The organism is Gymnodinialimonas ceratoperidinii, assembly GCF_019297855.1.
GTDB classification, from domain to species: domain Bacteria; phylum Pseudomonadota; class Alphaproteobacteria; order Rhodobacterales; family Rhodobacteraceae; genus Gymnodinialimonas; species Gymnodinialimonas ceratoperidinii.
In genome coordinates this window covers 2,683,167-2,701,388 of record NZ_CP079194.1, presented here as the reverse complement: position 1 = coordinate 2,701,388, position 18,222 = coordinate 2,683,167, and the positions used below count along the sequence as shown (strand labels likewise).

18 protein-coding genes are annotated in these 18,222 nt (G+C 63.7%); 7 read left to right on the top strand and 11 right to left on the bottom strand.

The features are described 5' to 3' along the window. From KYE46_RS13045 to KYE46_RS13035, 3 genes are all read right to left on the bottom strand, one after another. Window positions 1-861 carry a FecR family protein gene (locus KYE46_RS13045; protein ID WP_219001051.1) on the bottom strand — a complete coding sequence of 287 codons (861 nt, stop codon included), beginning with the start codon at window positions 859-861 and terminating at the stop codon, window positions 1-3. Window positions 862-863: 2 nt separating this feature from the next. Then, on the bottom strand, window positions 864-2,087 hold the full coding sequence (locus KYE46_RS13040) for a tetratricopeptide repeat protein (RefSeq protein WP_219001050.1): 1,224 nt from the start codon (window positions 2,085-2,087) through the stop codon (window positions 864-866). 161 nt (window positions 2,088-2,248) lie between these two features. Further along, window positions 2,249-3,067 (bottom strand): sulfotransferase family protein, encoded by an 819-nt coding sequence (locus tag KYE46_RS13035; protein WP_219001049.1) that lies wholly within the window; start codon window positions 3,065-3,067, stop codon window positions 2,249-2,251. A gap of 154 nt (window positions 3,068-3,221) precedes the next feature. Here KYE46_RS13035 and KYE46_RS13030 point away from each other — a divergent pair, with 154 nt between their 5' ends. From KYE46_RS13030 to KYE46_RS13000, 7 genes are all read left to right on the top strand, one after another. Beyond that, entirely contained in the window at window positions 3,222-4,799 is a 1,578-nt protein-coding gene (locus KYE46_RS13030; protein WP_219001048.1) for a DUF5928 domain-containing protein, read from the top strand. Between the two features lie 11 nt (window positions 4,800-4,810). Next, window positions 4,811-5,185, top strand: a complete 375-nt coding sequence (locus tag KYE46_RS13025) for a histidine triad nucleotide-binding protein (protein WP_219001047.1) — start codon at window positions 4,811-4,813, stop codon at window positions 5,183-5,185. A 107-nt stretch (window positions 5,186-5,292) separates the two neighbouring features. After that, window positions 5,293-5,475: a zinc-finger domain-containing protein gene (locus KYE46_RS13020; RefSeq protein WP_219001046.1), complete on the top strand. Its 183-nt coding sequence runs from the start codon at window positions 5,293-5,295 to the stop codon at window positions 5,473-5,475. Beyond that, the gene (locus KYE46_RS13015) at window positions 5,472-6,149 is read left to right on the top strand and encodes a DUF2459 domain-containing protein (protein ID WP_219001045.1); all 678 of its coding nucleotides are present in this window, start codon (window positions 5,472-5,474) and stop codon (window positions 6,147-6,149) included. Before KYE46_RS13020 ends, KYE46_RS13015 begins: the two co-directional genes overlap by 4 nt. Before the next feature lie 126 nt (window positions 6,150-6,275). Continuing rightward, window positions 6,276-9,065 (top strand): DNA polymerase I, encoded by a 2,790-nt coding sequence (polA, locus tag KYE46_RS13010; RefSeq protein ID WP_219001044.1) that lies wholly within the window; start codon window positions 6,276-6,278, stop codon window positions 9,063-9,065. Window positions 9,066-9,093: 28 nt separating this feature from the next. Next, window positions 9,094-9,456, top strand: coding sequence for an MmcQ/YjbR family DNA-binding protein (locus tag KYE46_RS13005; protein WP_219001043.1), 363 nt, complete (start codon window positions 9,094-9,096; stop codon window positions 9,454-9,456). Window positions 9,457-9,483: 27 nt separating this feature from the next. Further along, entirely contained in the window at window positions 9,484-10,026 is a 543-nt protein-coding gene (locus tag KYE46_RS13000; protein ID WP_219001042.1) for a pseudouridine synthase, read from the top strand. An 87-nt stretch (window positions 10,027-10,113) separates the two neighbouring features. On the opposite strand, the gene KYE46_RS12995 is transcribed toward KYE46_RS13000, so the two are convergent. The 8 genes from KYE46_RS12995 to gap form a co-directional block, all read right to left on the bottom strand. Then, window positions 10,114-11,487 (bottom strand): pyruvate dehydrogenase complex dihydrolipoamide acetyltransferase, encoded by a 1,374-nt coding sequence (locus KYE46_RS12995; RefSeq protein WP_219001041.1) that lies wholly within the window; start codon window positions 11,485-11,487, stop codon window positions 10,114-10,116. Then, window positions 11,487-11,744 carry a hypothetical protein gene (locus KYE46_RS12990; RefSeq protein WP_219001040.1) on the bottom strand — a complete coding sequence of 86 codons (258 nt, stop codon included), beginning with the start codon at window positions 11,742-11,744 and terminating at the stop codon, window positions 11,487-11,489. The genes KYE46_RS12995 and KYE46_RS12990 overlap by 1 nt, the downstream gene beginning before the upstream one ends. 9 nt (window positions 11,745-11,753) lie before the next feature. Then, a complete protein-coding gene (locus KYE46_RS12985) occupies window positions 11,754-13,133 on the bottom strand; it encodes a pyruvate dehydrogenase complex E1 component subunit beta (RefSeq protein ID WP_219001039.1) in 1,380 nt (459 codons plus the stop codon). Then, complete coding sequence (gene pdhA, locus KYE46_RS12980; RefSeq protein ID WP_219001038.1) at window positions 13,134-14,162, bottom strand: pyruvate dehydrogenase (acetyl-transferring) E1 component subunit alpha; 1,029 nt, start codon at window positions 14,160-14,162, stop codon at window positions 13,134-13,136. Window positions 14,163-14,375: 213 nt separating this feature from the next. Further along, on the bottom strand, window positions 14,376-14,669 hold the full coding sequence (locus KYE46_RS12975) for an FtsB family cell division protein (RefSeq protein ID WP_219001037.1): 294 nt from the start codon (window positions 14,667-14,669) through the stop codon (window positions 14,376-14,378). A gap of 125 nt (window positions 14,670-14,794) precedes the next feature. Then, a complete protein-coding gene (locus KYE46_RS12970; protein ID WP_219001036.1) occupies window positions 14,795-15,685 on the bottom strand; it encodes a fructose bisphosphate aldolase in 891 nt (296 codons plus the stop codon). Window positions 15,686-15,768: 83 nt separating this feature from the next. Continuing rightward, a complete protein-coding gene (locus tag KYE46_RS12965) occupies window positions 15,769-16,956 on the bottom strand; it encodes a phosphoglycerate kinase (protein ID WP_219001035.1) in 1,188 nt (395 codons plus the stop codon). A gap of 201 nt (window positions 16,957-17,157) precedes the next feature. Next, entirely contained in the window at window positions 17,158-18,159 is a 1,002-nt protein-coding gene (gap, locus tag KYE46_RS12960; protein WP_219001034.1) for a type I glyceraldehyde-3-phosphate dehydrogenase, read from the bottom strand. Between the last annotated feature and the right edge of the window lie 63 nt (window positions 18,160-18,222).

Here is an 18,222-nt window from a genome sequence, read left to right as displayed (position 1 = left end):
TCAGAAATCATAGCACCATGTCGGCGGAACTATATCGTCGCAAGGATTGGGGTTGACGATTTCATCGTCGTAAGGGTCATCCATCCGCCCCTCAGGCAGGCCGTCGAAGAGGTCATCGAAGCGGAAGTCGTCGTCGAAGATCTCGGGGTCGAATTCTTCGCCCGTGGTGGAAACCGGGCCGCGATCCGATGGGTTGGGGCTGCCGACGCCCGAGCCGAGGCCCGCGCCGCCGCTGCCGCCGGGACGCCCGTCGATCAGCTCCAGCACCTGCGCGAGGAAGGCCGGGTTCACGCGGCCTTGATAGCCGTCCTCGGTCAGAACACCGCCGCGCCGGCTGGTGCAGGCGCGTTGCCCGGTGGAGGAGGTGAGGCAGAGCCGTTCGCCCGCGAGAAACACGGTAATCGTCTCGCCGTTCTGGTGAATGATCAGCGCGCTTGATCCCCGGATGCCGATGGTCGCCGTGGGCGTCGAGACCGTCGCCTCCTGCCCACGAGACAGCGTGCCGCCGATGAAGCGCAGGGCGCCTTCGGTCATCTGCAGCCCCATCTGGCCGGAGCCGTTCGGGTTGAACACGAACTGGTCCAACACGATCGTGGTGTTCGGGGCCAGTGACAACGTCGTCTGGTCGATGAACATGATCTGACCGCGCCCGGATGCCGAAGAGGCGATGGTTTCGTCCTGCACGACGCCGGTGCCGAGGTTCAGGGTTCGCGTACCCGCGCCGGGCGGCGTGCCGCGCAGGGTCGGCTCGCTGGAGGCCACGGTGCCGATGTTCTGAGCCGCCAGAGGCGCGCAGAAGGAGAGGGCAGCCGCAGCGGCCACCGTCAATGTCTTAACGCTGTTAAGGGTCTTGGAGGGCATTATCAAAACTCCCATCCGACTTGGAATGTGTAAATCAATTCTTCACGGGTCGTGGTCACGCCGCCAGTGAGGGAATCCTCCATCACCTGCGCCACGCCGGTTTCGAGGTAGATGTCTTCCATCACGAAGGCCCGGAGCGACGCGCCGTAGCTTTCGGTGTCGATCTCGAAATCGGTGCCGGAGACGGAGTTTTCGGCCTGACCGACCTCGGCAAAGGCGCTGACGACCCACCGGTTGGGCACATGGCTCAGCCCCGCGTCGAAGGCATGTTGCGCCGTGAGCCGGACCGAGGCTTCGGTATATTCATCGGGGCTGTCCACGCCCGTGCGCGACCCCCAAGTGCCCGACAGGCGGAAACGCGTATCGCGGGACGGGCGGTAGGTCACGCCGAGGTCAAATTCGTGGAAGTCGAAATCCGCGTCGCCGTCGTCCCGTGCGAAAGCGCGGCCAAGGGTCAGGTCGGAATAGACCGTGAAGCGTTCGTTGAGCGGGTTGGCATAGGCTAGTCCGACGCCCCAGGAGGTGTAATCGCCGTCCAGCGTGCTGTCGTTCTCGAACCAGCCAAGCTCGCCATAGGCCTGCAGGCGGGGGCCGTAGGCGTCCTGTGCCAGACGCCACTCGGGGCCGCTGCGCAGCCGGCCCGCGTTGCGACCGTTGATGGAGCTGTCGCCGGGCTCGTAGCTGCTGAAGGCGAATTCCGTGACCCATTGGGTGACGTGGGCATCGCCCATATCGATCCGCCAGTCCACGGCTCCATTCACGAAGGCGCCCTCTTCGCTGCTGGTGTCGGCATAGGCGTAGCCCACCTGCACGCGGCCGTTGTAGGTAGAGCGGTCGTCGCGTTCCTGTGCCTGATCGCGGTAGCGCGCGACCTGTGTGGCCTGCGCTGGCGTGAGCGAGCCCGACGCCTGCGCGGCGGCGAGGTGATATTCGGCGACGGCGTAGGAGCCGAGCGCGAAGTAGGCAATCGCCAGCTCGACCCGCGCGCCGGTGTTGTCGGGTTCCAGATCGACGAGCCGCTCGAGCGTCGCGGCAGCGGCCTCGAACTCGCGCGCCCGGACCGACAGCCGCGCATATTCACGCATCAACTGGCGGTTGCCCGGATCGGTCAGCAATTGCTGGAACACAGCCTGTCGCTGCGCCTCGACCTCGGCGGTTTGTGCCGCGAGCGGGGTCGCGAACAGCGTCAGGGCGGCGATGGACGCCAAAAGGGGGGCGCGGAACATAAGCAGGGCCTCACAAGGCTGAAAGGGACATCGACTGAATGGATCGAAGCCTACTTGGCCGATTTGCCCGGTTCAATGAAACCAGCGCCTTCCGCCGCCCTGACAGGAAACCGCTGCGACATTGCGGCAACTATCCTGACGCGGCGGCAAGCCTTCGCGCGCTACTCGCCGAGCTTGGCGTGGACCTCATCAAGATCGATCTCGCCAATCGGCATCTTGTTGGCCGGATTGTCGAAATCATATTTGAACAGGTCGAAATCACGGTGGTAGATTTCCTTGACCAGATGCATCGAGAGATCGTCGAAATAATCCTCGACCGGGTGCAGGCGCTTGGGGCCATGGCCCTCGGATTCATTGAAGCGCGGCACGGATTTCAGCTTCACCTCGTTGGCGTTTTCCGTTGCATCCAGAACGCTTTGCATGCCGTCGTTGAAGCTCTCGGTCCAGAAAATCTTGTCGTAGCGCCCGCCGTTTACGATGAAGGTGGAGACATGGCCCGACATGGCCGACCAGTGAATGTCCGGGTCCATCGGTTTGCGCCAGCGGATGGTGTCACGGGTGAACAGCAGGAAGCGGCGGAAGCTGGCGATCTGGTCGAACTCTCCCTTGCCGTCATCGCCCCCGACTTCGATCCCGTACTTCTGGATCAGAAGCGGGACGAGGTTGCCGCGATAGCGCCGGCCATTGCGCTGAATCCCGCAGATCTTGTCGAAGAAAGAGGACAGAATGCGCGTGTAGGGATTGCGGACGCAGGTGAAGGCGTAGCTTTTGTGTGCCTGAACATTGGCCGTGATGACGGGCTGGCTCTGCTCGAAGGCCCATTTGTGCATCCCGCCGGTGGCGTCATGGATGTCGCCGTCGAAGTATTCGCCGTTGTCGGCGTAATACATGATCTGGCCGATGGTCGAGCAGGCGCATTTGGGCACCACGCGGTAGACCATGCTCTCGCTCGTCGTCATCCAAGTGCCCGGAAAGCCCATATGCTCGTAACCTTATCTACTGCCGCGGCGTGTCTTTACCCTGCCTTAAGACATAAATTGCAAAGAATTGGTGTCGCTTCAATCTCTCTCAGGTATTAATGAGTTAACAATAAGTCGCAACAATGCGTGTTGGTCTGGGGCAATCGTTTCTAGAATGGCAAAAATCGCCTTCATTCTCCTGTGTCACAAGGATGCGCCGAGCATCATTCAGCAGGCCGAGCGTCTGACGGCGACGGGCGATTATGTCTCGATCCACTTCGACGCGAACGCCAAGGCGGCTGACTTCGCGGCGCTTCAGGCGGCCTTGGGCGACAACGCGGGCGTGACCTTCGCGAAGAAGCGGATCAAGTGCGGGTGGGGGGAGTGGTCGCTGTGCCAAGCCACGCTCCACGCGATCGAGGCAGCGGTGGAGGCCTTCCCCAAGGCCACGCATTTCTACATGCTCTCGGGCGATTGCGCCGCGGTGAAATCCGCCGCTTACGCGCACAAGTTCCTCGACGACCGCGACGTCGACTATGTCGAGAGCTTCGATTTCTTCAACTCCGACTGGATCAAGACGGGCTTCAAGGGCGAGCGTCTTTTCTACCGGCACTTCTTCAACGAGCGGAAGTACAAGAAGCTGTTCTACGCCTCCTACAACCTGCAGCGGAAGCTGCGGTTGGAGCGCAAGATCCCCGACGACATCCAGGTGATGATCGGGTCGCAATGGTGGTGTCTGCGACGCAATACCATTGAGGCGATCCTCGATTTCTGCCGCCAGCGGCCGGACGTCGTGCGCTTCTTCAAGACCACATGGATCCCGGACGAGACGTTCTTCCAGACCCTCGTGCGCCACCTCGTCCCCTCGCGCGAGATCGAGAGCCGCACGCTGACGTTCAAGATGTTCAGCGACTACGGCATGCCGGTGACGTTCTATAACGACCAGTACGACCTGTTGATTTCGCAGGATTTTCTCTTCGCGCGCAAGATTTCTGCCGAGGCGACGCAGCTGAAGGACCGGTTGGGCGCGCTGTGGCATTCCGACCGCAAGGATTTCGCGACCTCGAACGAAGGCCCGAAGCTGCACGCCTTCCTGACCGGCCGGGGCCGGGTGGGCAAACGCTTCGGGACGCGCTTCTGGGAGAGGGAGAGCACCCTTGGCGCGGACCGCGACCTCTACATGCTGGTGTGCAAGAAATGGCACGTTGCCAAGCGGCTCCTGAAGGCCTCGTCCGAGAAGCTGGACATGCGCGGGATCGAATACCTCTTCGACGAGGAAGGCTGCCGGGTGCCGCATCTGGGCGGGATCGAGCGGACGATGGAGAAGCGCAACCGCCATCGCCGCGCGCTGATGCGGATGCTGTTCGACTATTACGGGACCGAGCAATTGGTGATCTGCCTCGATCCCGCCAACCTCGACCTGATGCGCGATTTCATGTCGGACCGCGCCAACGCCCGCATTCTCGAACTGCAGTGCAACTTCGACGATCAATATCTCGTGGGCCACGCCCACCGCGTGGGCTTGGCCACCGACGATACGCCAAGCGAGGTCCTGCAGCGGATGCTACCGACCTTGCGGCACGAGTTCCTTGACGAGCAGACCGAAATCCGAGAGGCCGAGTTCACCAATCACTGGCGGCTGCGCGAATGGCGCTCGCCCGAGGAAAACGGCGCCGTCTTGGCGGAGTTTTTCGATATCGATCAGGATGTGGGCCGTGAACTGGCGGAAACCCAACATCTCTTTGCAGACTGAAGGAGGCGACGATGGCCTATTCCTACGACGATCAGAACATTTTCGCGAAGATCCTGCGCGGTGAAATCCCCAACAAGACGGTGGCCGAAAGCGAACATACGCTGGCCTTCGCGGATCTCTATCCCCAGGCGCCGCTGCACGTGCTGGTGATCCCCAAGGGGCCCTATGTCTGCTTTGATCATTTTGCTGCCGAAGCCTCGGACGCCGAGATCGCGGATTTCCACAGGGTTGCCGCGAAGGTCTGTGCCGAGGTCTCTCCGGGTGGGGATGGCAACGGCTACCGGACGATCTCCAATGCGGGCGCCGACGGGGTGCAGGAGGTGCCGCATTATCACATGCACATCCTTGGCGGCCGCCCCCTGGGACGGATGCTGGCGAAGGACTGATTGGCGGCGGGGCAGGGCGCGCCGTGACGCGCGCGCGCGTGCGGACTTGCCCGGTCGCGGGTCCTCTGCCATATCCTGAACCAAGCACTTTGGATGGAGCCCCCGTGATGAGCATCGACGCCCCCGAGACCGAAATCGTGACCGCAGTCCGTGTCGCCTGTGACGGCGGCGAGGGGGCCTTGGGCCATCCCCGCGTATGGCTGTTGATAGACCCGGTTCTGGGCCACGTCGAATGTGGCTACTGCGACAAGAAATTTATCCATCAGGATTTCGTGGAAATCTCTGAGTGACGCGCCGCGTCGGCAAGGTTCTGGGCCGCCTCTTCGGGGCGGCCTTTCTTGTTGCGGCGCTCTACCTTGCGGCGGCAGCCCTTGGCGGGCTGATCCCCGGTCGCACGGCCGCGTTGCCCGCGGGTGGTGACGTGCAGATCGGGCTGCTCTACGGACCCATTCACGTCGATTTCCTGCTCCCCGCCACGGCAGAGACCCGCGCGGCGCTCTCCTTTGCCGAGGCTGGCGGCGTCGATGTCTCGGATGCGGGTATCGGATATTTCATCGTCGGATGGGGCGCGCGGGACTTCTATACAACCACGCCGGAGTGGGCTGACATGACCGCGCGGGCGACCCTGCGCGCGATGACCGGCGACGCCTCGGTGCTGCGCGTCGATAGCGTGCCGCCCGGCATCGCTTTCGAGCAGGTGCCGCAACTCAGCCTCTCCGAGGTGCAATACACGGCGCTCTTGTCCGAGATCGCCGACACCGCCGCGCCCGAACTGGTTGGGGTGGCGGCGGAAGGGCATCGCGCCAGCGCCGGTTTCGTCGAGGCGCGAGGCCGCTTCCACATCCTGCGGACCTGCAACACCTGGGTCGGCCGCGTTCTGCGCGAGGCGGGCATCCCCATGGGGCTCTGGACGCCGACGCCCTACGCGGTGCGGCTCTCGCTCTGGCGCGCCGGCCTTGGTTAACGCCGTTAAGGTTTTTTCCGACATTGAGCGCCGCGCATTGAAAATGTCGGTCGCGGCGCTTCCTTGCACGGGTTAGAACGAACGAACCGGGGCGCGCCGCCCCGCAATCTGGTCAGGAGCGTGCATATGGCATTTGGAAAAGGGCATCACCTTCACCTCGTGGATGGCTCCGCCTTCATCTTTCGCGCCTATCACGCGCTGCCCCCGCTGACGCGCAAGTCCGACGGCCTGCCAATCGGCGCCGTGGCGGGCTTTTGCAACATGCTGCACCGGATGATCGAGGCCAACACCGGCCCCGATGCGCCGACCCATGCCGCCGTCATCTTCGACAAGGGCAGCCATACCTTCCGCAACGAGCTTTACGATCAGTACAAGGCCAACCGCGACGCCATGCCCGAGGACCTGCGCCCGCAGATTCCGTTGACCCGCGACGCGACGCGCGCCTTCAACCTTCCCTGCATCGAGATGGAGGGGTTCGAGGCCGATGACATCATCGCCACCTACGCCCGTCAGGCGCGGGAAGCAGGGGGGCGCTGCACGATCATTTCCTCGGACAAGGACATGATGCAGCTGGTCGGCGACGGGGTCGAAATGCTCGACGCGATGAAGAACCTCCGCATCGACCGCGAAGGGGTGGAGGCAAAATTCGGCGTCGGTCCCGAACGGGTCGTGGACGTGCAGGCGCTGGCCGGGGACAGCGTCGACAACGTGCCCGGCGCGCCCGGCATCGGCATCAAGACGGCGGCGCTTTTGATCAATGAATACGGTGATCTCGAGACGCTTCTGGCGCGGGCGGAGGAAATCAAGCAGCCCAAGCGGCGCCAGACATTGATCGACCACGCCGACCAGATCCGCCTGTCGCGGCAGCTGGTACTGCTCGATGACAGCATGGAGCTTGAGGACCCGATCGACTCGCTCGAAGTCCGTGATCCCGATCCCGAAGTCCTGTTGGCCTTCCTCGCCGAGATGGAGTTCCGCACCCTCACCAAGCGCATCGCCGACCGGGCGGGCGTGGAGCCCCCGGCCATCGTGGAGCCCGAAGCGCCCGCCGCCCAGGACGCCCCCGAGCTGCCGCCGATCGACCACGCCGGATACGAGGTGGTTAACGACGTTAAGACATTGCAGGCCTGGATCGATCAAGCCACCGCCCGTGGCACGGTGGCCTTCGATACCGAGACGACCTCGCTCAACGAAATGACGGCCGAGCTGGTGGGCGTCTCACTCTGCGTCGAGCCGGGGAAGGCCTGCTACATCCCGCTTCTGCATCGGGGCGGCGGCGATGATCTCTTCGCTGACACCGCCCTCGCCGAGGGGCAGATCCCGTTCGAGGAGGCGCTGGCAATGCTCAAGCCGATGCTGGAGGATCCGGCCGTCCTGAAGGTGGCGCAGAACGCGAAATACGACGTCAAGGTGCTGGCCAATTACGGCGTGGACGTCGCCCCGATCGACGACACCATGCTTCTGTCCTACGCGCTCCATGCGGGCCTCCACAACCACGGCATGGACAGCCTCTCGGAACGCTACCTTGGCCACACGCCTCTGCCGATCAAGTCCCTGATCGGAAGCGGAAAATCCCAGATCACCTTCGACCGTGTCCCGATTGCCGACGCGGCCCCCTATGCCGCGGAAGATGCCGATATCACCCTGCGTTTCCACAAGCTCTTCAAGCCCAAGCTACACAACGTCGGCGTGACCCGCGTCTACGAGCGGATGGAGCGTCCGCTGGTCCCCGTGCTGGCACGGATGGAGCGCTCAGGCATCAAGGTCGACCGCGAGGTTCTCAGCCGCATGTCGAACGCCTTCGCCCAGAAGATGGCGGGGCTGGAGGCCGAGATTCACGAACTGGCGGGTGAGAGCTTCAACGTCGGCTCGCCCGCGCAATTGGGCGAGATCCTGTTCGACCGCATGGGCCTGCAGGGCGGCAAGAAGGGCAAGACCGGGAAATATTCCACCGGGGCCGATATCCTCGAAGATCTCGCGACCGAGCACGACTTGCCGGGCCGGGCGCTGGACTGGCGCCAGCTGTCGAAGCTGAAATCGACCTATACCGACGCGCTGCAGGACCACATCAACCCCGATACCGGCCGCGTGCACACCTCCTACTCCATTGCGGGCGCCAACACCGGCCGTCTGGCCTCCACCGATCCGAACCTGCAGAACATCCCGATCCGCTCGGAAGAGGGCCGTCGGATCCGCGAGGCTTTCGTGGCAGAGCCCGGCAAGGTGCTGGTCGCGCTCGATTATTCCCAGATCGAGCTGCGCATCCTCGCCCATATCGCCGGCATCGACGCGCTGAAACAGGCGTTCAAGGACGGTCAGGACATCCACGCGGCCACCGCCTCCGAGATGTTCAGCGTGCCGCTCGACGAGATGACACCCGACGTCCGCCGACAGGCCAAGGCGATCAACTTCGGCGTGATCTATGGCATCTCCGGCTTCGGCCTTGCGCGCAACCTGCGCATCCCGCGCGCCGAGGCGCAGGGTTTCATCGACCGCTATTTCGAGCGTTTCCCCGGCATCCGGACCTACATGGACGAGACGAAGAAGTTCGCGAAGCAAAACCTCTATGTCGAGACGCTCTTCGGCCGCAAGATCCACACGCCCGAGATCAACGCAAAGGGCCCCGGCGCGGGCTTCGCCGGGCGCGCCGCGATCAATGCGCCGATTCAAGGGACCGCCGCCGACATCATCCGCCGCGCGATGATCCGGATGGAGGATGCCATCGCCGACCTGCCCGCCAGGATGCTCTTGCAGGTGCACGACGAACTGGTCTTTGAGGTGGACGAGGATGCCACCGACGCGCTCATCGCCCGCGCCCGCGACGTGATGGAAGGCGCCGCCGACCCGGCGGTGCATCTGAGCGTCCCGATCACGGTGGACGCGGGGCAGGGCGCGAATTGGGCCGAGGCCCATTGACCCCCGCCCCGATCCGGCGGACGCGGCCATGAGCGAGCCGATCCGCGATTGGCCGGAACTCCGCGCCTTCGCCCTGTCGCTGGACCTGCCGAAGGTCGAAGACGCCGTATCCTGGGGCAACCCGAACCTGAAGGCCCACGGCAAGCTCTGGTGCTGGTGGTCGCCCTACATCGACGCGGCGATCTTCAAGGGCTCGGCGGAAGAGCGCGACATGCTCATGGCCGCCGCACCCGAGACCTTTGTCATCCACGATCACTACGTGAACACCGGCCTCATTCTCGTTGCCGGCGGCAAGATCGAACGCGATTGGGCCGAGGCACGCCTGCGCCGCACATGGCGTGCGCTCGCGCCGAAGAAATGGCTGGCATCCCATGATGCGACATCACGCTGACACGCACCGAGAAGGGAAGGACAGGCCATGCTGATCGCCGTCAACAAGCCCATGAACATGCTGTCCCAGTTCACCTCGGAAGGGGGCTGGCCGGCACTCGACCAACTGGGCCTGCCGAAAGGGGTCTATGCCGCCGGGCGGCTTGACCGCGACAGCGAAGGCCTCCTGCTCCTGACCGATGACGGCAGTCTCCAGGCACGGATTTCCTCACCGAAGTACAAATCTCCTAAGGTCTACTACGCCCTCGTGGAAGGCATTCCCGATGAGGAGGCACTCGCGCGATTGCGCGCCGGCGTGCCCCTCAAGGACGGCAAGACAGCCCCGTGCGAGGCGGAAACTGCCGAGACGCCTGATTGGATCTGGGACCGCGATCCCCCCGTGAGGGTGCGAAAATCCATCACCGATACATGGCTCCGCCTGACCCTGACCGAAGGCCGCAACCGCCAGGTCCGCCGCATGTGCGCCGCGGTGGGCTTCCCCGTCATCCGCCTCGTCCGCTTCTCCATCGGCCCCCATGACATCACCGGCCTCGCCCCGGGAGAGTGGCGCGACGTGACGACCCAAACGTGAAAAGGCGCCGGTGATACCGACGCCCCTCCTTCATCTTTTCACCAGTACGGTGGGGAGCGCGAGGGGCTGGCCCCTCGCTGAGAGGCCTCACGCCAACATGACCATCGGGTTCTCGAGGTTCTCCTTGATCGCCGCCAGCAGCTCGGCCCCAAGCGCCCCGTCAATGACCCGGTGATCGACCGACAGCGTGGTCGACATCACGGTGGCCACAGTCAACTCGCCATCATCGCCCACGACGGGCTTCTTGACGCCCGCGCCGACCGCGAGGATCGCGCCGTGGGGCGGGTTGATGACCGCGTCGAAGTTCTCGATCCCCATCATCCCGAGGTTCGAGATCGCGAAGGAGCCGCCGACATATTCATGGGGCTGCAACTTGCCGTCACGCGCCCGGCCCGCAAGGTCTTTCATTTCGGACGACAGAGCCGACAGGGACTTCGTATCGCTGTCCTTGAGTACCGGCGTGAACAGGCCGCCGTCCACGGCGACGGCCACGGCCACGTCCGAAGGCGTCAGCTTGATGATCCGGTCGCCGGCCCAGACGGCATTGGCGTCCGGCACCTGTTGCAGCGCCAAGGCGCAGGCCTTGATGACGAAATCGTTCACCGACAGCTTCACGCCCCGGCCTTCCAGCTGCTTGTTGAGCTGCGAGCGGAACTTCAGCAGCGCGTCGAGCTGGATGTCGCGGCGCAGGTAGAAATGCGGGATCGTCTGCTTGGCCTCGGTAAGGCGCGCGGCGACGGTCTTGCGCATCCCGTTGAGCTTGACCTCTTCGTAATCGCGACCCTCGTACATCTTGAGAACCTGCTCGGCGCTCGGACCGGTGGGCATGGCACCGCCGCCCGATGCCGCGGCCGCCTTCGGCGCCTCGGTTTTCGCGGCAGAGGTCTCTGCCTTCGGGGCCGCGCTGGCGCCTTCCACGTCGGCCTTCACGATCCGGCCGCGGGGGCCGGAGCCCTTGATCTGGCTAAGGTCCAGCCCCTTGTCCGCCGCAATCCGGCGCGCAAGCGGCGAGGCGAAGATGCGCGCGCCATCGGCATTCTTGGAGGCGGCGGGGGCAGGGCCCGAGCTGCTCTCCGAGGCTTCCGTATCGCCCCGGCCATAGCCCTTCGCGGGGGCGCCTGCGTCAGCGCCACCGCCAGAAGCGGCATCCGAGGAACCATCCCCCTCATCGTCCTTGTCCTTCTTGGAAGCATCGCCCGCAGGCGCCGAGAAATCCTCGCCCTCTTCGCCAATCAGGGCGATGGGGGTGTTCACCTTGACGCCCTCGGTCCCTTCCTCGACGAGGATCTTGCCGAGGATACCCTCGTCGACGGCCTCGAATTCCATCGTGGCCTTGTCGGTTTCGATCTCGGCAAGCAGATCACCGGCAGAGACAGTGTCGCCCTCCTTCACCAACCATTTGGCGAGCGTGCCTTCTTCCATCGTGGGAGAAAGGGCGGGCATGAGCAGTTCGATGGGCATCAGGAGATCTCCTCGACGAGAATTCTGGTGTAAGGCGCGCGGACCGATGCGTCCGAAATCCGCGCCGTCAACGTCGCCTGGACGTCAGGCATGTTATCTTTGACCCAAGCCTTGCGCGTAGCCTCGCTCGACGTGTCGCCGCAGGTGTCATCCAGCATCGCGGCGGGCAGCGTCAGGCGGTACTTTTGCGCATCGACGCGGGCCGTGAGGTAAAGTTCACGGCCCCCATCGCGGCTACAGAGTGGGCTGACCTTCATCAGCTCATCCTACCTGTAGGTCACTTGCTTGCAGGCCTCCACGACCTCTTCGGTCGTGATCAGCGCATGGCGCTCGAGATTGGCCGCATAGGGCATCGGCACGTCCTTGCCGGTGCAGTTGATGACCGGCGCGTCGAGGTAATCGAAAGCGTTCTGCATCAGGTAGGCCGACAGGTGGTTGCCGATCGAGCAGACGGGGAAGCCTTCCTCCACGGTCACGCAGCGGTTGGTCTTCATCACCGAGGCCAGCAGCGTGTCGTAATCGAGCGGGCGCAGGGTGCGCAGGTCGATCACCTCGGCTTCGATGCCTTCCTCGGCCAACTTCTCGGCCGCTTCCAGCGCGTAGGTCATGCCGATGCCAAAGGAGACGATGGTCAGGTCCGTGCCTTCCCGCCAGATCTTGGCCTTGCCGAAGGGGATGGTGAAATCATCCATGTCCGGCACTTCGAACGAGCGGCCGTAGAGGATCTCGTTCTCAAGGAACACGACCGGGTTGGGGTCGCGGATCGCGGTTTTCAGCAGGCCTTTCGCATCGGCGGCCGAGTAGGGCATCACCACTTTCAAGCCGGGCACCTGGCTGTACCAGGTCGCGTAGTCGTGGGAGTGCTGCGCGCCCACGCGGGCGGCGGCGCCGTTGGGGCCCCGGAAGACCATCGGCGCGCCCATCTGGCCGCCGGACATGTAGAGCGTCTTGGCGGCTGAGTTGATGATGTGGTCGATCGCCTGCATGGCGAAGTTGAAGGTCATGAATTCCACGATCGGCTTCAACCCGCCAAAGGCCGCGCCGACTCCGATACCGGCGAAACCGTGCTCGGTGATCGGCGTGTCGATCACGCGCTTGTCGCCGAATTCGTCCAGCATTCCCTGGGTGATCTTGTAGGCGCCGTTGTACTCGGCAACCTCTTCACCCATCACGAAGACCGCCTCGTCGGCGCGCATCTCTTCCGCCATGGCGTCGCGCAGGGCTTCCCGCACCGTCTGGGTCTTCATCGTCGTGCCTTCGGGCCAGTCCGGCGTCGTGTCGGCCCTGGGCGCGGCAGGCGCAGAGGCCGAGGGGGCAGGCTTCTCGGCCGTATCGGCGCTCTTGTCTTCCTGCTCGGGCGCGGCTTTCTCATCTGAGGACGCAGAGGCTTCGGACATGTCCTCGCCCTCTTCCCCGATGATCGCGATGGCGGTGTTCACCTTCACGCCTTCGGTGCCTTCTTCGACGAGGATCTTGCCGATCACGCCTTCATCGACGGCCTCGAATTCCATCGTCGCCTTGTCGGTCTCGATCTCGGCCAGGATGTCACCCGATTGAACGGTATCGCCTTCCTTCACCAGCCATTTGGCCAGCGTGCCTTCTTCCATCGTGGGGGAGAGGGCGGGCATCAGAATTTCTACAGCCATTTACACAGCCTCCCCTTGCGGTGCCTCTTCGGCGTAAATGTCGGTCCAGAGCTCCTCCAGCGCGGGCTCGGGGCTTTCCTTGGCGAACTCTGCGGATTCGTTGACGATTTCCTTGATCTCCTTGTCGATCGCCTTGAGATCGTCTTCGGAGGCATGGCCGCCGGTCAGCAGCATCTGGCGCACGTTCTCGATCGCATCGCGCTTCTCGCGCATCTCCTGCACCTCCTCGCGGGTTCGGTATTTCGCCGGGTCCGACATGGAGTGGCCGCGGTAGCGGTAGGTCTTGATCTCGAGGATGTAGGGGCCTTTGCCTGCGCGGCAGTGCGCGACGGCCTTCTCGCCCGCGGCCTTCACCGCCAGAACGTCCATGCCGTCGACTTCCTCGCCCGGAATGCCGTAGGCCGCGCCGCGTTCCCAGTAGGAGGGCGACTTGGTCGAGCGTTGGGTCGAGGTGCCCATGGCGTACTGGTTGTTTTCGATGACAAAAATGCAGGGCAGGGCCCAGAGTTCGGCCATGTTGTAGGCCTCGTAGACCTGGCCTTGGTTGGCCGCGCCGTCGCCGAAGTAGGTGAAGGTCACGCGGTCGTTGCCGAGGTACTTGTCGGCAAAGGCCAGACCCGCGCCGATCGGCACCTGTGCCGCGACGATGCCGTGGCCGCCGTAGAAATGCTTCTCTTTCGAGAACATGTGCATCGAGCCGCCCTTGCCCTTCGAATAACCGCCCTCGCGGCCCGTGAGCTCGGCCATGACGCCCTTGGGGTCCATGCCACAGGCCAGCATGTGGCCGTGGTCGCGGTAGGAAGTGATGCGCTTGTCGCCTTCCTCAGCCGCAGCCTCCAGACCCACGACGACCGCTTCCTGACCGATGTAGAGGTGACAGAAGCCGCCGATCAGGCCCATGCCGTACAACTGGCCTGCCTTTTCTTCAAAGCGGCGGATCAAGAGCATCTCACGGTAATATTTCTTGAGATCCTCGGCAGAGACATTGGCTTTCGAGCCTGTCTTTTCGGTCGTCTTGCGTGCAGCCATCGCGCGCCACTCCTCTTCCAGCCGGGAATAGTTTAACGTTGAACCAATTTCTAGCAGAGGTTTGGCCGGGAGTCTTGGGGTAATGCTGACGCAGGGGCGCTTCCCTGCGGCTGCGCAGGAAAAGCCATTAATCTTCAGCAGCTTGCAGCTTTGTTGGCTCGAAAATTTTTGCGCATCGATGCCGTAAGGCCTCAGACCCGCAGGCGCATTCGGCTAGGGCAGGATCAATTCGTCCGGGCGAACATATCCCAACACGCTGCGCGCGCGCTCGTCCAGAAGGTCCAGATCGAGGTAATCGTCAGAGAGCCGGCGGGTCAGGATCTCCATCCGCTCGGTCTGCAGCCGCAGTGCCGCAAGCTCTTCCGTCAGCCTGTCGCGCTCCGCTTCCACTTGAATACGTTGGAACAAGCCGTTGCTGCCCTGCACCGCCATGAAGGTGAAGTAGAGCCCCACAAACAACAGGACGCACGGCAAGATGACCCGGGTGAAGGATTGAGTTCGCAACATGATTTCTGCCTCTAGGCCAAGACGGCCATGCTCGCAGGCCTCTGGCGGGCCCGTCGCAGACAGATTCGCATATTCCTCGGGCTTTGGGAATCCCCCACATTTCGTGGTGGAAAACCCGCCTGCGCCTAGGTGACGGAGGCGGCGTGGATCTTCGTGATCGCGTCTTCCAGGCGGGCGTTGAACGCAGCCTCATCCTGCTGCGCGGAAAGGCCCTCGGTCAGGGCGCGGCTGAAGCTGGCGATCATGCCGTGGTTGGCGGCCAGCTTGCCCGTCGCCTCATCCCGGCTGTAACCGCCCGAAAGCGCCACGACGCGCATCACCTTGGGGTGGGCGATGACCGGCGCGTAGAAGTCCGGCTCCTCGGGGAGGGTCAGCTTCAGCATCACCTGCCGGTCGCCTGACATCCGGTCCAATTCGTTGAGCAAAGCGTCGCGCAGAAGCTGCTCGGCCTCCGCCTTCGACGGCGCGTTGATCAGCACTTCCGGCTCGATGATCGGCACCAGTCCGTGATCGAGCACCTGCGCGCCGACCTCGAACTGCTGTGCCACGTTCGCGTTGATGCCCTGCGCATTCGGCTTTGCGATGACCGAACGCGCCTTGGAGCCGAAGATACCCTTGCCCGCCGCGCGGTCCAGCGTGGCGTCAAGATCCGGCATCGGTTTGAGCATCTGCACCCCGTCGGCTTCCGCCTCCAGTCCCTTGTCGATCTTCAGGAACGGCACAACGCCTCGCTTGGCCCAAAGGTATTCCGCCGCCGGAGCGCCGTCGATCTCGCGGTCCATCGTCATCTCGAAGAGGATGGCGCCGATCACCTTCTTCCCGGTGAACGCCGGCGCCGTGGCGATCCGCGTCCGCATGGCGTGGATCAGGTCGAACATCTCCGCTTCGGAGCGATAGGCGCTTTCATCGACACCATATTGCTTAAGCGCCTTGGGCGTGGAGCCACCGGACTGATCCAGCGCGGCAATGAAACCCGCGCCTTTTTGCATTTGTGCGACTTGATCGACGTTGCCCATTTTGTGCTCCTCCAATGCTGTTGAAGGCGGTCTAAGGGGCTAGGGACGATGCGTCCATCATGGTTGCGCTATCAGGGTCGTGCTCAGCCCTTCGCGGCCTCCAGGGCGGCGACACCGGGCAGGGTCTTGCCCTCCATCCACTCCAGAAACGCGCCACCGGCGGTCGAGATATAGGTGAAGTCGTCGGCCGCGCCTGCATGGTTCAGCGCCGCCACCGTGTCGCCCCCGCCCGCGACGGAGATCAACCCCCGTTCGGCCGTGACCTTGCCCGCCGCCTTGGCCGCGGCAACGGTCGCGGTGTCAAAGGGCGCCATCTCGAAGGCGCCAAGCGGGCCATTCCAGATCAACGTCTCGGTGCTCTCCAGCAGCTTGATGAAGGCGGCGACCGTGTCGGGGCCCGCGTCGAGGATCATGGCGTCCTCGGGGCAGGCGTCGGCGGGCAGGGTCTCGGAGGGCGCGTGGGCCTTGAACTCGCGCGCCACGACGATGTCGGACGGCAGGTGGATCGCGCAGCCCGTCTTCTCCGCCTTCACCATGATCTCGCGAGCCGTGCCGGTCAGGTCATGCTCGCAGAGCGATTTGCCGACGCCATGCCCCTGTGCCGCCAGAAAGGTATTGGCCATGCCGCCCCCGATCACGAGGTGGTCGACCTTCTCGATCAGGTTGCTGAGCAGCTCCAGCTTGGACGAGACCTTCGCCCCCCCGACCACGGCCGTCACCGGACGCTCGGGCGTACCAAGCGCGGCGTTCAGGGCCTTCAGCTCCGCTTCCATCAACCGCCCGGCGCAGGCCGGCAGCAGCCGCGCCACCCCCTCGGTCGAGGCATGGGCCCGGTGCGCGGCAGAGAAAGCGTCGTTGCAATAGACGTCACCAAGCGACGCCAGAAAATTCGCCATCTTCGGATCATTCGCCTCTTCCATGGCCGAAAAGCGCGTGTTCTCGATCAAGGTGATCGTCCCCTCCGGCAACGCGTCCAGCGTCTCGCGGTCCGGCCTCTCGATGAAGGTGACCTCCTGCTCGAAGGCTTCCTCCAATGCGGGAAGGGTGACCCGCAGGCTCATCTCCGGAACATATTCGCCCTTGGGCCGTCCGAAATGCGCCAGCATCACCGGGCGCCCCCCCTTGGCAAGGATGTCCTTGATCGTCGGCACAATGCGCGTGATGCGTGTGGCATCCGTCACTTTGCCGTCTTCCACAGGCACGTTGATATCCACGCGGGTCAGCACAAGTTTGCCTGACAGCTCCATGTCGTCGAGGGTATTGAAGCGCATGGTAGTCTCCTGAGGTGCCATTCGGCCGATGTATTCGCACGGCGATAGGGTACATCGGAAGAGTTTAGATGTCTCCGACGGCCGTATTTTTGAAAAGATGAAGGGAGCGCGCTCAATTTGAATCAAATGCGCGCTTCACCTTTTTCCAAGTACGGAATCCGACGGTGCCCCGAAGCGGTGACGCTCCGGGGTTTTGCGTAGTCAGAGGAATTTACCCATGGCGACGGCGGTGTCGCTCATGCGGTTGGAGAAGCCCCATTCGTTATCGTACCACGACAGGATGCGGCACATGGTGCCCTCCATGACCTTGGTCTGGTCCGTGGCGAAGATCGACGAATGCGGATCGTGGTTGAAGTCCGAGCTCACGAGTGGCTCGTCCGTGACGCCGAGGATGCCCTTCAGGGAGCCGTTGGCCGCCTTGCGGATCGCTTCGTTGATCTCTTCCACCGTGGTCTCGCGCGCGGCCTCGAACGTCAGGTCCACGACCGAGACATTGGGGGTGGGCACGCGGATGGCAACGCCATCCAGTTTGCCTTTGAGGTCAGGCAGGACGAGCCCCACCGCTTTTGCCGCGCCGGTCGAGGTCGGGATCATCGACAAGGCCGCCGCGCGGGCGCGGTAGAGGTCCTTGTGCATCGTGTCCAACGTCGGCTGGTCGCCGGTATAGGAGTGGATCGTCGTCATGAAGCCCTTCACGATGCCGATCTCGGAATGGAGCACGTGGGCCACCGGAGAGAGGCAATTGGTCGTGCAGGAGGCGTTGGAGACGATGATGTCGTCCGCGGTCAGTTGGTCATGGTTCACGCCATAGACGATCGTCTTGTCGGCGTCCTTGCCCGGCGCCGAGATCAGCACGCGGGAGGAGCCGTTCTCGAGATGCGCCTGGCAGGCTTCTTTGGAGGTGAAGATACCGGTGCACTCCAGCACGACGTCGACGTCACCCCAAGGCAGGTCGGCGGGGTTGCGGATTGCGGTGACCTCCATCGGGCCGCGGCCCACGTCGATGGTGGTCTCGGTCGTGGTCACGGTGGCCGGGAAGCGGCCGTGCACGCTGTCGTAGCGCAGCAAGTGGGCATTGGTCTCGACCGGGCCGAGGTCGTTGATCGCGACGACCTCGATATCGGTGCGACCAGATTCGATAATCGCGCGCAACACGTTGCGTCCGATGCGTCCAAATCCGTTGATGGCGACTTTGACGGCCATGGGGAGACTCCTATTGCTTGGCTGCCGCAAACTGCGGCGGGGTCGGGCGATACCGAGGGCAGC

Coding starts and splice junctions, on each gene's coding strand:
- KYE46_RS13045 (WP_219001051.1), bottom strand. CDS start 861: ATGCCCTCCAAGACCCTTAACAGCGTTAAGACATTGACGGTGGCCGCT.
- KYE46_RS13040 (WP_219001050.1), bottom strand. CDS start 2,087: ATGTTCCGCGCCCCCCTTTTGGCGTCCATCGCCGCCCTGACGCTGTTC.
- KYE46_RS13035 (WP_219001049.1), bottom strand. CDS start 3,067: ATGGGCTTTCCGGGCACTTGGATGACGACGAGCGAGAGCATGGTCTAC.
- KYE46_RS13030 (WP_219001048.1), top strand. CDS start 3,222: ATGGCAAAAATCGCCTTCATTCTCCTGTGTCACAAGGATGCGCCGAGC.
- KYE46_RS13025 (WP_219001047.1), top strand. CDS start 4,811: ATGGCCTATTCCTACGACGATCAGAACATTTTCGCGAAGATCCTGCGC.
- KYE46_RS13020 (WP_219001046.1), top strand. CDS start 5,293: ATGAGCATCGACGCCCCCGAGACCGAAATCGTGACCGCAGTCCGTGTC.
- polA (WP_219001044.1), top strand. CDS start 6,276: ATGGCATTTGGAAAAGGGCATCACCTTCACCTCGTGGATGGCTCCGCC.
- KYE46_RS13005 (WP_219001043.1), top strand. CDS start 9,094: ATGAGCGAGCCGATCCGCGATTGGCCGGAACTCCGCGCCTTCGCCCTG.
- KYE46_RS13000 (WP_219001042.1), top strand. CDS start 9,484: ATGCTGATCGCCGTCAACAAGCCCATGAACATGCTGTCCCAGTTCACC.
- KYE46_RS12995 (WP_219001041.1), bottom strand. CDS start 11,487: ATGCCCATCGAACTGCTCATGCCCGCCCTTTCTCCCACGATGGAAGAA.
- KYE46_RS12990 (WP_219001040.1), bottom strand. CDS start 11,744: ATGAAGGTCAGCCCACTCTGTAGCCGCGATGGGGGCCGTGAACTTTAC.
- KYE46_RS12985 (WP_219001039.1), bottom strand. CDS start 13,133: ATGGCTGTAGAAATTCTGATGCCCGCCCTCTCCCCCACGATGGAAGAA.
- pdhA (WP_219001038.1), bottom strand. CDS start 14,162: ATGGCTGCACGCAAGACGACCGAAAAGACAGGCTCGAAAGCCAATGTC.
- KYE46_RS12975 (WP_219001037.1), bottom strand. CDS start 14,669: ATGTTGCGAACTCAATCCTTCACCCGGGTCATCTTGCCGTGCGTCCTG.
- KYE46_RS12970 (WP_219001036.1), bottom strand. CDS start 15,685: ATGGGCAACGTCGATCAAGTCGCACAAATGCAAAAAGGCGCGGGTTTC.
- KYE46_RS12965 (WP_219001035.1), bottom strand. CDS start 16,956: ATGCGCTTCAATACCCTCGACGACATGGAGCTGTCAGGCAAACTTGTG.
- gap (WP_219001034.1), bottom strand. CDS start 18,159: ATGGCCGTCAAAGTCGCCATCAACGGATTTGGACGCATCGGACGCAAC.